The 14,029-nt window shown below is 71.3% G+C and carries 13 protein-coding genes; 8 read left to right on the forward strand and 5 right to left on the reverse strand.

Annotated elements, in window-relative coordinates; translation table 11 throughout:
- Window positions 1–15 precede the first annotated feature (15 nt).
- On the reverse strand, window positions 16–804 hold the full coding sequence (locus tag OG496_RS47040) for an SDR family oxidoreductase (RefSeq protein WP_405975249.1): 789 nt from the start codon (window positions 802–804) through the stop codon (window positions 16–18).
- 8 nt (window positions 805–812) lie between these two features.
- Entirely contained in the window at window positions 813–1,988 is a 1,176-nt protein-coding gene (locus OG496_RS47045; RefSeq protein WP_405975250.1) for a phytanoyl-CoA dioxygenase family protein, read from the reverse strand.
- 107 nt (window positions 1,989–2,095) lie between these two features.
- Between OG496_RS47045 and OG496_RS47050 the strand changes: the two genes are divergently transcribed.
- Window positions 2,096–3,127 (forward strand): LacI family DNA-binding transcriptional regulator, encoded by a 1,032-nt coding sequence (locus tag OG496_RS47050; RefSeq protein ID WP_405975251.1) that lies wholly within the window; start codon window positions 2,096–2,098, stop codon window positions 3,125–3,127.
- A 23-nt stretch (window positions 3,128–3,150) separates the two neighbouring features.
- Here OG496_RS47050 and OG496_RS47055 read toward each other — a convergent pair whose 3' ends face one another.
- Window positions 3,151–3,495, reverse strand: a complete 345-nt coding sequence (locus tag OG496_RS47055; RefSeq protein WP_405975252.1) for a cupin domain-containing protein — start codon at window positions 3,493–3,495, stop codon at window positions 3,151–3,153.
- Window positions 3,496–3,617: 122 nt separating this feature from the next.
- Between OG496_RS47055 and OG496_RS47060 the strand changes: the two genes are divergently transcribed.
- A complete protein-coding gene (locus OG496_RS47060) occupies window positions 3,618–4,130 on the forward strand; it encodes a hypothetical protein (RefSeq protein WP_399390614.1) in 513 nt (170 codons plus the stop codon).
- Window positions 4,131–4,184: 54 nt separating this feature from the next.
- Here the strand turns inward: OG496_RS47060 and OG496_RS47065 are convergent, their stop codons facing one another.
- Window positions 4,185–6,083: a helix-turn-helix domain-containing protein gene (locus tag OG496_RS47065; protein ID WP_405975253.1), complete on the reverse strand. Its 1,899-nt coding sequence runs from the start codon at window positions 6,081–6,083 to the stop codon at window positions 4,185–4,187.
- Between the two features lie 192 nt (window positions 6,084–6,275).
- Here OG496_RS47065 and OG496_RS47070 point away from each other — a divergent pair, with 192 nt between their 5' ends.
- Genes OG496_RS47070 through OG496_RS47080 form a run of 3 tightly spaced genes read left to right on the forward strand, consistent with a single transcriptional unit; the run spans window position 6,276 to window position 9,987 of the window.
- Window positions 6,276–8,021: an FAD-dependent oxidoreductase gene (locus OG496_RS47070; protein WP_405975254.1), complete on the forward strand. Its 1,746-nt coding sequence runs from the start codon at window positions 6,276–6,278 to the stop codon at window positions 8,019–8,021.
- A gap of 41 nt (window positions 8,022–8,062) precedes the next feature.
- Window positions 8,063–8,920 carry an intradiol ring-cleavage dioxygenase gene (locus OG496_RS47075; RefSeq protein ID WP_405975255.1) on the forward strand — a complete coding sequence of 286 codons (858 nt, stop codon included), beginning with the start codon at window positions 8,063–8,065 and terminating at the stop codon, window positions 8,918–8,920.
- On the forward strand, window positions 8,917–9,987 hold the full coding sequence (locus OG496_RS47080; RefSeq protein ID WP_405975256.1) for a maleylacetate reductase: 1,071 nt from the start codon (window positions 8,917–8,919) through the stop codon (window positions 9,985–9,987). Before OG496_RS47075 ends, OG496_RS47080 begins: the two co-directional genes overlap by 4 nt.
- A gap of 24 nt (window positions 9,988–10,011) precedes the next feature.
- On the opposite strand, the gene OG496_RS47085 is transcribed toward OG496_RS47080, so the two are convergent.
- Complete coding sequence (locus OG496_RS47085; protein ID WP_366491925.1) at window positions 10,012–10,590, reverse strand: helix-turn-helix domain-containing protein; 579 nt, start codon at window positions 10,588–10,590, stop codon at window positions 10,012–10,014.
- A gap of 147 nt (window positions 10,591–10,737) precedes the next feature.
- Between OG496_RS47085 and OG496_RS47090 the strand changes: the two genes are divergently transcribed.
- The 3 genes from OG496_RS47090 to OG496_RS47100 all read left to right on the forward strand — a co-directional run bounded on the left by OG496_RS47090 (window position 10,738) and on the right by OG496_RS47100 (window position 13,987).
- The gene (locus OG496_RS47090) at window positions 10,738–12,201 is read left to right on the forward strand and encodes an MFS transporter (RefSeq protein WP_405975257.1); all 1,464 of its coding nucleotides are present in this window, start codon (window positions 10,738–10,740) and stop codon (window positions 12,199–12,201) included.
- Window positions 12,202–12,227: 26 nt separating this feature from the next.
- Window positions 12,228–12,986 (forward strand): NUDIX domain-containing protein, encoded by a 759-nt coding sequence (locus OG496_RS47095; protein WP_405975258.1) that lies wholly within the window; start codon window positions 12,228–12,230, stop codon window positions 12,984–12,986.
- 86 nt (window positions 12,987–13,072) lie between these two features.
- On the forward strand, window positions 13,073–13,987 hold the full coding sequence (locus tag OG496_RS47100; protein ID WP_366491922.1) for a YceI family protein: 915 nt from the start codon (window positions 13,073–13,075) through the stop codon (window positions 13,985–13,987).
- Window positions 13,988–14,029 lie beyond the last annotated feature (42 nt).

The raw sequence follows: 14,029 nt of genomic DNA on the forward strand, positions 1-14,029 counted from the left end.
CGCTTGTGCCGAAGGTCAGTCGAGGGCGCCGAGGACGTTCTGGTCCCAGTCGATCACCGAACCGGTGACCACTCCGGACCGGTCGGAGAGCAGGAACACCACGAAGTCGGCGATCTCGTCCGGCTGGCCGAGCTTGCCCATCGGCTGACGGGCGGCGGCCTCCTCGCGCCAGTCGTCGCCCGCGCCGTGGAAGGCGCGTTGGGTGGCGTCCTCGCCCTCGGTGTCGGTCCAGCCGATGTTGACGGTGTTGATCCGGATCCGGTCGAAGCGGTGCGCGTGGGCGGCGTTGCGGGTCAGGCCCGCGAGGCCGGCCTTGGCGGTGGAGTACGGGGCGAGGTAAGGCGGCCCGCCGTGGGCGCAGTTGGAGCCGATGTTGACGATCGTCCCGGGCGCCGAACGGGAGGTCATGTCGGCGACCGCGGCCTGCATGGCGAAGAACGGTGCCTTGAGGTTGATCGCCATGTGCTGGTCGAACAGTTCCGGCGTGGTGTCCAGCAGCGAGCCGCGTGAGGTCAGCCCCGCCGCGTTGACGAGGCAGTCGACGCGTCCGTGGATCTCGACGGCCTGTACGACGCTGTCGCGCGCCTGTGCCGGATCGGAGAGGTCCGCCCGCACGAAGCGGGCGCCGGTGTCCGCGGCGAGCTTCTCGCCCACGTCCGCGCGGCGGCCGGTGAAGACGACGGTCGCGCCTTCGCGCACCGCCGCCCGGACGATCGCGGCGCCCACGCCCTGGCTGCCGCCGTTGACGAGGAGGACCTTGTCGTCGAGGAGCCCCGTGAGCCCTGCACGTTCCGTTGATCCCATGCTGTTCCTCAGCTCTCTCGCCGCTCGGCACCGGCCCGCAGTTCCCCGCGGAGTGCCTGCGGGTCCCAGCCCTCACGCACCGCGCGGCGCACGAGGTCGGCCTGCGAAGGCGGGGCAAGACCCTCGACCGGCGGGTCGTTGTCGAGATTGGTCGGGAACGGATACCCCTCGGCACTCGCCGCGACGACCGTGTCCAGCCACTCCTCGCCCACGCCCTCGGCCTTGCGCCTGAGCAGGACCGGATAGACCGCGTTGCTGACGGCCTCGCGGTCCACCGTCTCCATCGCCCGCCCGAACGCGGACGACACCTGCAGCAGGTTGGCCATGCGCCGGACGTCCGCCGTGCGGTTGGTGCCGGCCGCGTGGAACAGCGCCGGGTTGAAGAACGCGGCATCGCCCTTGGCGAGCGGGAGTTGGATGTAGTTGGCCTCGAAGTAGGCCTGGAATTCCGGGAGTCGCCACGCCAGATAGCCGGGCCCGTACTTCTGGGAGTGCGGCAGGTACATCGTCGGCCCCGACTCGACCGGCATGTCGCAGTGCGCGACCGCCCCTTGGAGCGTGAGCACGGGGGAGAGGCGGTGCACGTGCGCCGGATACTCGGCGGCGACCTCGTTCGTGAGGAACCCGAGGTGGTAGTCACGGTGCACGGTCTGCGCTGCGCCGCCCGGATGGACCACGTTGATCTGCGAGGTGACCTGGTAGCCGGGGCCGAGCCACGCGACGGACACCAGGGCCAGGATGTCGTTCGCGTAGTAGTCGGCGAACGCCTCCGGGTCGTAGAGCGCGGCCTTCTCCAGAGCGTTCCACACCCGGTCGTTGGCCCCCGGCTTCGCGAAGTGGTCCCCGGCGCCCGCGCCCGACGCGCGCTGCTCGGCGATCAGGGCCTCGAACACCTCGGTGGAACGGTCCACCACCGACAGATCCGGGAAGGCGCCCTGGAGGACCACGATGCCGGGCCCCTCGGCGAACGCCCGCACCAGCTCGGCCTGCACCTCGCGGCGCTCGCCGGCCGCCACGGACTTGCGGAGCCGGTCGCTGTCGTAGACGAGGACGTTCCGCTCGACGGAGGACGCGTACGGGAAGTCGGCCAGGGCGGTCGGCTGCTCGACGAGTGTGCGGAAAACGTCGAGGTCGCAGTCCTGCTCGGTGAGCCAGGCGCGGGTTTCTGCTGATGTGAAGGACATCGTCGTCCCCTCGGATCACGGAGCGGTGCGGTCCTGTCATTCTTGTCAGTACAAACCCTTCGAACAACCAGCAGCAAGCCATCAAAAACCCCTCAAGGAGACGACCGGTGGGACACCCCTTCCCGATCCGGGAAATCGCACGTCAGGCCGGTCTCAGCGAGGCCACCGTGGACCGGGTGCTGAACGGCAGGGGCGGTGTGCGCGAGAGCACCGAGCGTGAGGTGCGCCAGGCCATCGCCGATCTCGACCGGCAGCGCACCCAGGTCAGACTCGTCGGCCGTACGTTCATGATCGACATCGTGATGCAGACGCCGGAGCGCTTCTCCACCGCCGTACGGAACGCGCTGGAGGCCGAGCTCCCCGACCTGCACCCGGCGGTCGTGCGCTCGCGTTTCCACTTCCGGGAGACCGCGCCGGTGAAGGAGCTGGTCGGGACCCTGGACAGGATCGTGCGGCGCGGCTCACAGGGCGTCATCCTCAAGGCGCCGGACGTCCCCGAGATCACCGCCGCCGTCGGACGGCTCGTCGCCGCCGGTATCCCGGTCGTCACCCTGGTCACCGACCTGCCCGCGAGCGCCCGCCTGGCCTACGTCGGCATAGACAACCGGGCGGCGGGCGCGACGGCCGCCTACCTGATGGGCCAGTGGCTCGGCGACCGCCCCGGCAACGTCCTCACCAGCCTGAGCAGCGGGTTCTTCCGCAACGAGGAAGAACGCGAGATGGGCTTCCGCAGCACCATGCGCGCCCGCTACCCGGAACGCGCGCTCGTCGAGATCACCGAGGGCCACGGCCTGGACGCCACCCAGTACGAGCTCGTCCGGGCCGCCCTGAAGCGCGACCCGGACATCCGCGCGGTCTACTCGATCGGCGGCGGCAACATCGCGACCCTGCGCGCCTTCGCCGACCTGGGCCGCGAGTGCGCCGTGTTCGTCGCGCACGACCTCGACCACGACAACACCCGGCTGCTGCACGAGCAGCAACTGTCCGCCGTCCTCCACCACGACCTGCGCCAGGACGTCCGCGAGGCCTGCCGCATCGTCATGCGCGCCCACGACGCGCTGCCGCCCGCGGGCCCGACCCTGCCGTCCGCGATCCAGGTCGTCACGCCCTACAACTTGCCTACGACACCGTCGCGTTGACCCCGTTCAGAGGTTGGGTCCGCTCAGAGGCTGATCGCGTACGCCTTGCGCAGCGTCTCGTGCACCGTCCACGTCGTACGGTCGCCCTCGCGCAGCACGGCCATGTCCCCGGGACCGACCGTCAGCGTCTCGCCGTCCTCGACCTCGATCGTGGCCGAACCGCTGATCACGACGAACAGCTCGTCCGCCTCCGTGTCGGTGACGACCCCCGGCGTGATCTGCCAGATCCCGCGGATCTGCTTGCCGTCCTCGGACTCCCACACGACCTTCCCGGTGACCTCGGGCGTACCGGAGACGATCTGCGCCGGATCGAGCGGCTCGGGTTCGAGCTCGGCGTCGGGGACACGGACTACGAAACTGTGCGTCATGCCGCGACCCTAGCGGGGGTGGACCGGTCCAGGCGTGGACACTGTGTGGGGTATCGGCCCAGGTCGGAGGACACTTCGTCGCGGAGTGGCGGCCCGGGCAGGGCCGGGTGATCGTGGAGGGCATGGCGCAGACCACGGTGGCCGTCCCCGAACCGCACCCGCACGCAACCCGGGAGAACATCCTCTTCGGAGGCGTCTACGGCTCCGTCCTCGCCTGCTCGATGGTCGCCGCGCTCACCCAGTACGGCCACACCGACAGGGCCAGCCGCCGCTACGACGCCCTGTGGCTGCTGGTGACCGCAGCCGCCTCGGCACTCGCCCACGGATACGCCCACTACATCGCCGAGCGCGCCCCGCACCGCCGCTGGGACGCCCTGCGCACCCTGCGCGACGAGTGGCCCCTGGTCGCCGCCGCGCTGCCGACCGTCCTGCTGCTCGCCGGGGCCGGCTGGGGCTGGTGGCCCGCGAACGGCGTCGAGTACGCGGCCTTCGTCCTCAACATCGCGCTGCTGTTCTGCCTGGGGTTGGTCACGGCCCGCTGGTCGGCGCGGAGCTGGGTGGCCGCCGTGGCCATCGGGGCGGTGGACGCGCTGCTGGGAGTGGTGGTCGTCGTGGCCAACGCCCTGATCAAGTAGGCCTGTTCAGCCTGTTCAGCCCGTTCACCAAACGGCACCCGCCTACGGGAAGCCCTACGGCACGTCCCGGTATCCGCGCAGCTTGCGGTACAGCGTCGCCCGGCCGATCCCCAACGCGGCAGCCGCCCGCGCCTTGTTGCCGCCGTGCCGGCGCAACGCGGCCAGGATCGCCGTGCGTTCGGCGTGCTCCATCGGGCTGAGCCGCCGGGCCGCAGGGCCCTCCCGCACGGGATCGGGCAGCTCGGCCCGCCGCACCGGCCCTGTGACCCGCCGGTGTTCCGCCAACGCCCTGACGACATGGGCGAGTTCGGTGACGTTCCCCGGCCAGGGGTGTTCCTCAAGGGCGCGCAACGCGTCCAGGGTCCAGGTGAGCGGCGGCTGCCCCGGCACCGGACGGGGTGCGAGGACCGGCAGCAACTCCCTTACGTCCTCCGGGCGTTCACGCAACGCGGGCACGGTCACCGAGCGGGCCGCCAAGGTGTCCAGGAGGCGCTGGAAGCACGGGCCCGGGGGAGTGCCGGGCGTGTAGGTGACCAGCAGACGGACGTCGGGGTGCTCGTCGAGCAGGGAGTTGAGCGCGGCGACGTCCGGCTGGGCCAGCCGTTCCGCGTGCCGCAGGAGGAGCGGGCGGCCGTCGGCCAACTCGCTGTACTTCACGCCCAGTTCGGGCGACTCGGCGGCATCGGCGACCAACGGCACGGTCCCGCCGAGCAGTTCACGGGCGAGCGCGGTCTTGCCGCTCCCGCGCTCACCGGTCAGCAGCAGCGGCTCATGGACCCGGGCCAGCTCGACCGCCCGGGCCACCGCGTGCCGCCAGGGCACCGAACCACCCGCGAGCGCCAGCGCGGGGCGAGGCACGAGACGCGGTACCGGCACCTCGGCGGCGCGCGCTTCCAGCACGGCGACGATCCCGAGGACGCGCCCCTCATGCCGTACGGGAGTGATCTCGGCGGTGCACCCGGCACCGTCGGGGAGCGTCAGGTCGTAGGCCTGCTCCTGCACCGGACGGCATCCGGTGTCGTAGGACCGTTCCACCACTGGACCGCTCCTGGCGTCGGCCGGCCGCTCCCGGCTCAGACCGCCCCCGGCGTCGTTGGACCGTTCCACCACCGAACCGCATCCGGTGCCCTGAGGTGGCCGTGAGTCCTGAGGTGGCCGTGAGTCGTGGGGCGGCCGTGCGCCGGAGGCTCGCTCGCTCGTGCTGGACCGTTCCAGCGCGGCCAGTACCTGAGGTGTCGCGAGCCGCACCGCCGCCTCGCTGACGATGCGGTTGCGGCCGTCGAGGGCGACGATCGCGCGGTTCGGGCCGTGGGCGGCTGCCCGGGTGTAGGCGTCGAGGAGCACTCGTTCGGCGGTGCGGGAGCGGGCGAGTAGTTCCGCTTCGACGGCTGTGGCCGTCGCCTCGGCGAGGGCGGCTCCCGGGTGCGGGCCGCACCCGCGGCACAGGGCGGACGCGACGGTTACCGTGCCCAGTACCTGCCCGGAATCCGGGGCGAGCAGGGGCACGCTGACGGCGGACACGTCCTGCCACACGTCGAGGAAGTGCTCGGGGCCGTGCACCTCGGCCCGGCGCCGGGTGCGCAGGGCGAGGGCCGCGCTGTTGTGGCCCACCTCCCGCTCGGACAGGTCACGGCACCGGTCGTCGCCGGGCACCTCGCCCGTGGTCCACAGCACCCGCAGACGCTCGTCCGTGAGGAGCAGGGCGGAGTGGCCGAGCGCCGGCGCGATGCGGTCCAGCACGGGCCGCGCCGCCTCCAACAGGGAGGATTCGGCGGGCAGTTCGGGTTCGTGGACCGGTCCATCGAGGTCGTGCCGTACGCCGAAGAAGCGGGCGCGGCGCCAGGCCGCGAGGACCTCGTCCGGGACGCCGTCGGGCAGCGGGCGGCCGCTCAGGAACCGCTCGCGTGCCTGGCGGAGCGGGGCGAGGGCGGGGGAGTGATCCAGGGTGGTCATGACGCCTCTCACCGTATCGGGCCCGTGGCGGCGGCCGCCGAGGGGCTGTAACTGTCTCGTAATGAGACACCCGCGCAGGTCCGGCCCGCATCATGATCGTGAAGAGTCGGTGCCTTTCTCACCTCTGCCTCACCCTGTCCCAAACTGCCCCACCTCCGTCGCACCCCTGCCTCACCCCTGGAGCGTCCCGCCGTGCACGTTGTCGAGACCGACGTATTGATCGTGGGCAGCGGCCCGGCCGGAGCATCCGCCGCGCTGGCGCTGAGCACCTACGGTGTGCCCCACATCGTCGTCACCCGCTACTCGCGCCTCACCAGGACGCCCCGCGCGCACATCACCAACCAGCGCACGATGGAGATCCTGCGCGACCTCGGCGTCGAGGACGAGGTGCTGGCCCAGGCGACACCGCAGAACCTGATGGGCAACACCACGTTCTGCACCAGCCTCGCCGGCGAGGAGCTGGGCCGGATCCGCTCCTGGGGCAACGACCCGCTCGTGCAGGCCGCCCACGAGCTGGCCAGCCCGACCCGCATGTGCGACATGCCGCAGCACCTGATGGAGCCGGTGCTCATCGACGCGGCGCTCGCGCGCGGCTCCAACGTCCGCTTCAGCACGGTCTACAAGTCCTTCGTCCAGGACGAGGACGGCGTCACGGTCACCGTCGAGGACCGGCTGCGCGGCGACGAGTACCAGATCCGCGCCAAGTACCTCATCGGCGCCGACGGCGGCCGATCGCAGGTCGCCGAGGACGCCGGGCTGCCGATGGGCGGCCAGATGGGGGTCGCGGGCAGCATCAACATCGTCTTCGACGCGGACCTGAGCAAGTACACCGCGCACCGCGCCTCCACCCTCTACTGGGTGCTCGCCCCGGGCGCCACCGTCGGTGGCATCGGCGCGGGCCTGGTGCGCTGCGTCAAGCCGTGGAACGAGTGGCTGATCGTGTGGGGCTACGACGTGAGCGCCGGGGCGCCCGACCTCACCGAGGAGTACGCCCTGTCCGTCGTACGGCAGTTGGTCGGCGACGACGAGATCCCGGTGACCATCAAGTCGTCCTCGGCGTGGACGGTCAACGAGATGTACGCCGAGACCTACGCCAACGGCCGTGTCCTGTGCGCCGGTGACGCCGTGCACCGCCACCCGCCGTCGAACGGGCTCGGCTCCAACACCTCGATCCAGGACGCCTACAACCTGGCGTGGAAGCTGAAGCTGGTCCTCGACGGCACCGCCACGCCGAAGCTCCTCGACACCTACGACGCCGAACGCGCCCCCGTCGGCAAGCAGATCGTCACCCGCGCCAACAAGTCCATCGGCGAGACCGCCCCGATCTTCGAGGCGCTGGACGGTCTTTCCCCGCAGACGCCCGAGCAGTTGTGGGCCAACATCGAGGCCCGCAAGGACGCCACCGAGCCCGCGGCCAAGCAGCGGGCCGCGCTGCGCGAGGCGATCGCCTTCAAGGTGTACGAGTTCAACGCGCACGGCGTCGACCTCAACCAGCGCTATTCCGCGGAGAGTTCGACCGCGGTCGTGCCCGACGGCACGCCTGACCCCGGCTTCGAACGCGACCGCGAGCTGTACCACCAGCCCAGCTCCCGCCCCGGCGCCAAGCTCCCGCACGCCTGGATCACCTCCGGCACCCGCACCGTCTCGACCCTAGACACGGTCGGCAAGGGCCGCTTCACCCTCCTCACCGGCATCGGCGGCGAGGCCTGGGTGCGCGCGGCGCAGGCGCAGTCCCTGGACATCGCCACGGTCGTGATCGGCCCCGGCCAGGAGTACGACGACCCGTACGGCGACTGGGCCCGGCTCAGCGAGGTGTCCGACGGGGGCGCGCTCCTCGTCCGTCCCGACGGGTATGTCGCTTTCCGCCACGCCGACGCGGCCGAGAACGCCGGACAGTTGCTCACGGACGCGTTGCGGCGCATCCTCGGGCACGGCTGACATTTCACACAGGGGCAGTTCGCACAGGGTAGGGAGCCGCAATGACCACTGACGTCACCGTCACGGACGAGGCCGTCGCCAGTCTGGAGGGGACGGCCGATCCCCGCCTGCATGAACTGCTGACCGGTCTGATCCGGCATCTCCACGCGTTCGCGCGGGAGACCCGCCTGACCCAGGCGGAGTGGGAGCGGGCGATCGGCTTCCTGACGGAGACCGGGAAGATGTGCACGGACACCCGGCAGGAGTTCATCCTCCTGTCGGACGTGCTCGGCCTGTCGATGCTGGTCGAGACGATCAACGGCGACCGGGCCGCCGGTTCCACCGAGTCGACGGTGCTGGGACCGTTCCACATGACCGAGTCCCCGGTCCGTGAACTCGGCGCGAACATCGACCTGGTGGGCGGCGGCGAGCCGTGCGTGGTCAGCGGCCGGATCGTGTCGGGGGACGGCACTCCGCTCCCCGGCGCGGTCCTCGACGTGTGGCAGGCGGACGGCAACGGCTTCTACGACGTGCAGCGCCCCGACTTCCAACCCCCGGGCAACGGACGGGGGTTGTTCACCGCGGACGCCGAGGGCCGCTTCTGGTTCCGCACCTGCGTCCCGAGCCCGTACCCCATCCCCACGGACGGCCCGGTCGGCGAACTCCTCAAGGCCACCGGCCGCCACCCCTACCGCCCCGCCCACATCCACTTCATCGCCTCGGCCGAGGGCCACTCCCCGGTCACCACCCACATCTTCGTGGCGGGCAGCGACTACCTCGACTCCGACGCCGTCTTCGCCGTCAAACAGAGCCTCGTCGAGGACTTCACCCCGACCGACGACCCCTCCCTGGCACGGGAGTTCGGCATCGCCAACCCCTTCCGCCACGCCCGCTTCGACCTCGTCCTGGACCGCGCGTGAAGGACTTCCTGGACTTCGCCTACGACGCCCAGCCCATGCGCGTCGTGTTCCGCCCCGGCGCCGCGCTGACCGCGACCGCCGGTGAGGCCGAACGGCTCGGTCTGCGACGGGTGTTGGTGCTCTCCGGCGCCCGCGGTGCGGACACCGCGCAGGCGGTCGCCGACTCGCTGGGGGAGGTGTGTGTCGGGGTGCACGCCGAGGCGAAGATGCACGTCCCGGTCGAAGTCGCCGACCGCGCGGTCGAGTTGGCCCGCACCCTGGGCGCCGACGGCTGCGTCGCGGTGGGCGGCGGTTCGGCGGTCGGCCTCGGCAAGGCGATCGCCCTGCGCACCGGCCTCCCGCTGATCGCCGTCCCCTCCACCTACGCCGGCTCCGAGATGACCCCGGTCTGGGGCCTCACCGAGAACGGCGCCAAACGCACCGGCCGCGACCCCGCCGTCCTGCCCCGCAGCGTCGTCTACGACCCCGAACTCACCCTGGAACTCCCCGTACCGCTCACGGTGACCAGCGGCATCAACGCGATCGCGCACGCCGTGGAAGCCCTGTACGCCCCGGACACCTCGCCCCTGATCGCCCTCATGGCGGAGGAGGGCGTAGGGGCGCTCGCGGGCGCACTGCCCCAACTGGCCGCTGAACCGCGGTCGTTGGCGGCTCGGGGCGGTGCCCTGTACGGGGCGTGGCTGTGCGGTTCCTGCCTCGGTGCCACGACCATGGGCCTGCACCACAAGCTGTGCCATGTCCTCGGCGGCACCTTCGGCCTGCCGCACGCGGAGACGCACACGGTGGTGCTGCCGTACGCGCTGGCGTACAACGCGCCCGCCGCACCGCAGGCGGCGTCCGTCGTGGCCCGCGCGCTGGACGCCGAGGACGCGCCGCGCGCCCTGTGGGACCTGGCGAGGCGGCTCGACGCACCGCGCTCGCTCGCCGAACTGGGCCTGAACGAGGGCGACTTGGTGACGGCGGCGGCGCAGGCGGTGAGCCAGGCGTACGCCAATCCCCGGCCGGTCACCGAGGACGGGGTGCTCGCGCTGCTGCGCGCGGCGTACGAGGGAACTCCCCCTACGTAAACGGCCGTTCGGTGGTCCGCGCGGTCAGTGGTTCGTGCGGACGCCGTCCAGTGCGATCGCCAGGACGCGGTCGCGCTGGGCGTCGTCCACGAACTTCGTCCCGGTGACCCCGGCCACCAGACGCAGCAGATCGCCGAAGTCCATGTCCGTGCGGGCCGCGCCCGCCTTCTGTGCGCGCTCGAACAGCGGACCGCCCGCCGAGAACATCGACTCGCGGCAGGTTCCGAAGATCTCCGAGTCGTTGTCCAGCGCCTCGCGCACTGCCTGCTTGGTCACCATGTAGCCCGCGAAGCGGTTCAGCCACGAGGCCAGCGCCTCCCACGGCTCCTGGTCGGCGACGGACAGGGCGACCTGGCACAGCGCGTTCACCTCGTCCGCGTAGACGCTCTCGAAGAGGGCCCGGCGGGTCGGGAAGTTGCGGTAGAGGGTGCCGATGCCGACGCCCGCGCGCCGCGCGATGTCCTCCAGTGAGGCCTCCGAGCCGTGCTCCGCGAAGGCCTCCCGGGCGGCGGCCAGCAGCGCGTCGTAGTTGCGGGCGGCGTCCTTGCGGTGGGGTCTCTGGGCCGCGACGATCTCGCTGACGGGGAACGGTGGGGCCGTCACGGGTGCCTCCCAGGGGCGGGCTCGGTTGAACCGGAGGTGTGCCTCCGCTATGGTGGAGGGGTACCTCCACTTTAGCAGTGTGGGCGCGTTCCGCCGTAGAGCAATGCGCGGGCGCACCCCCGTTCGCTTGTTCCGGAGAGGCTCTCGATGCCCCGCAAGTCCTCCCGCCTCACCTTCGCGGTCCTCGCGACCGGTGCGGGCGTGTTCTCCATGCTGCAGTCGCTGATCGCGCCGGCCCTGCCGACCGTCCAGCACGCGCTGCACACCTCGCAGTCCACCGCGACCTGGGTGATGACGGCCTATCTGCTGTCCGCCTCGGTCTTCACCCCCATACTCGGCCGCGTCGGCGACCTGGTCGGCAAGAAGCGCACCCTCGTCGCCGTCCTCCTGGCGGTGCTGGCCGGCTGTCTGGTCGCCGCGCTCGCCCCGAACATCGGCGTCCTGATCATCGCCCGGGTCGTCCAGGGCATCGGCGGCGCGCTGTTCCCGCTGTCCTTCGGCATCATCCGGGACGAGTTCCACGCGTCCCGGGTCCCGGGCAGCATCAGCAACCTGTCCGCCGTGATCGCCGCGGGCGGTGGCGTCGGCATGGTGGCCGCCGGTCCCATCGTGACCGCGCTCGACTACCGCTGGCTGTTCTGGTTCCCCGTCGGCATCGTCGCCGTCACCACCCTCATCGCCGTGCGCTACGTCCCCGAGTCGCCCAACCGCGCCCAGGGACACGTCAATTGGCTCGGCGCCGTACTCCTCTCGGGCTGGCTGGTCGCCCTGTTGCTCCCGCTGAGCCAGGCAAGCATCTGGGGCTGGGGCTCCGTGCGGGTCGTCGGCCTGTTCGCCGCGGCCGTCGTCCTCTTCGCGGCCTGGCTGCTCTCGGAGGCCCGCTCCCGCAGCCCGCTCATCGACCTGAAGGTGATGCGCCTGCCGTCCGTGTGGACCACCAACACCGCCGCGCTGCTGTTCGGCGCGGGCATGTACGCGATCTGGTCCTTCCTGCCCGGCTTCGTCCAGACCCCGTCGTCCGCCGGCTACGGCTTCGGCGCCAGCGTCACCGCGTCCGGACTCCTCATGCTCCCGATGCTGCTCGCGATGTTCGTCTCGGGCGTGCTCAGCGGCCGCCTGGAACCGATCGTCGGAGCCAAGGCCCTGCTCACCACCGGTGCCGCCCTCGGCGCGGTCGCCTGCGCGATCCTCGCCCTCTGGCACGACCAGCAGTGGCAAATCGCCCTCGTGGCAGGCATCTTCGGCCTCGGCATCGGACTCGCCTTCGCCTCCATGGCCAACCTCATCGTCGGCAGCGTCCCGCCCGAGCAGACCGGCGCCGCGACCGGCATGAACGCCAACATCCGCACCATCGGCGGCTCGATCGGCGCCGCGGTCACCAGCGTCCTGGTCACCGGCCACCTCCAGCCTTCCGGCCTGCCCTACGACTCCGGGTACACCCACGGGTTCACGCTGCTGGCGGTGCTGCTCCTCGGCGCCGCGCTGGCCGCGCTCCTGGTGCCGGCGCGCCGGTCCGGCCGTAGCGGAGGAAAGACCGTCGGCGGCTCCGAGTCGGCGCTCCTGAAGGCTGAGGAGGAGGCGTCGGTGATGGCTCCCGGCGCCCTCAACTGACCCGGCCGGTGTGCCAGCATGAACCGATGATCGAAGAGAGCGCGCGGCCCTTCCGCGCCGAACTCCTGGACGTCTACCGGCTCCGGTTCGCCGAGACCGCCGCTCCTCGGCTCACGCCCGAGGAGCGGCTGGCCATGAACGAGGTGTGGGACGCGAAGGTACGGGACAACCCGAGCTACTTCGACGGGCCGGTCCTGGTGTGCGCGGGCACGCGGCGGGAGGGGCCGGACGAGCTCGCCATCTCCTGGGTCAGGACGACCTACCGGCACTTCGCCCTGCGGCGCGTCCCGTTCTCGACCTCATGGCTGCCGTCGTTCTTCGTCGCCGTCCTCCAACCGGCCGACGACGGACGCCTGTTGGTGCGCCGGATGTCGAACTCCACAGCGGCGCCGGGACGTTGGCAGCTGCCGGGTGGCTCGCTCGAACCGCCCGAGGGCGACGAACCGCTCGACATGAGGGCCCTGCACCGCCACGCCGCACGGGAGTTGATCGAGGAGACCGGCATCGACGCCTCGCCCGACGACCTCACCTTCTGGAACGTCATCCGCGCCGGTAACGGCGGCATCGGCGTCCTCTTCCGCGCCCCGTCCCTCCCGGAGGCCAGACTGCGCGAGCGGTTCACGGCGATGGCAGAGGCGGAGCGGGCTCAAGGCCGCGAACCGGAGCTGGACAACATCTTCCTGATCCACTCGACGGCCCAACTCCCGCTCCTGATGGGCCCGCACGCGGACTACCTGGAGCCGATCGTCCGCCGTTACGCGGCATCGGCGGCGGAACGGGCGTAGCGGGTGTCTCGATATGAGACACCCGCTACGCGGCCGAAGCCTTCAAGATCGGCAGAGTACGACTGCTGTGAAGAAAGGTGATCACCATGGCCCTCGCACTGCTCAGGCGCTGGCGGCCCCAAGGCGCCTCCGCCACGGCGGCGGGCCTCTCGCTCCCCCTCCCACCCGGTGCGGGCGGCTTCGGCCGTGAGATCGTCGACCCGATGGGCGTGCCCATGGCCTCCGCCGACGTGACGGTGACGGCCCTGGACTCGCACCGCGTCACGGCCTCCGGTACGACCGACCCGTACGGCTTCTTCCTCGCGGCCCTGCCGCCCGGCCGCTACGGCCTCCTCGTCTCGGCCCAGGGACTCCAGCCGCACCAGGAGACGCTGGAGATCGTCGCCGGAGCCGCCGAGCCCACGGAACGCGTCTGGCTCCAGCCCGGCCGTGCCCAGGAACTCCCGCCGCCCGGCACCTGGCTCTTCGACCCGCCGCACACCGCGATCCGCTTCATCGCCAAGCACGTCGGCATGGCCCATGTGCACGGCCGGTTCGAGCGGTTCCAGGGCGGTATCCAGATCGCCCGGGAGATGACCGACTCCCAGGTTCACGTCCGCATCGACGCGTCCAGCATCACCACCGGCAACACCACGCGGGACAACCACCTGCGCTCCGGTGACTTCCTCGACGTGGAGCGCTACCCGTACATCGACTTCGCCAGCACCCGGTTCGCCTACCGTGGCGGCAGTAAATGGACGCTGCAGGGTTCCCTGACGATGCACGGCGTGAGCCGCTCGGTGAACCTGGACACCACCTACCTGGGCACGGTCAACGGCGGCTACGCCGAGGAACTCCGCTGCGCGGCCCTGGCCACGGCCGAACTGCATCGCGAGGACTACACGTTGAACTGGCGAAGCATGCTGGCCCGGGGCATCGCCGTCGTAGGCCCCACCGTCCAGCTGGAGTTGGACATCCAGGCGATGTACCGCACCCACGACACCCCGACGCCGCCGAAGTGACCTGTCACATGCGGTAGGGTTTTACCTGCGCGTTCACCCGAC

The sequence above is a fragment of the Streptomyces sp. NBC_00988 genome (assembly GCF_045162645.1).
Taxonomy (GTDB): Bacteria; Actinomycetota; Actinomycetes; order Streptomycetales; family Streptomycetaceae; genus Streptomyces.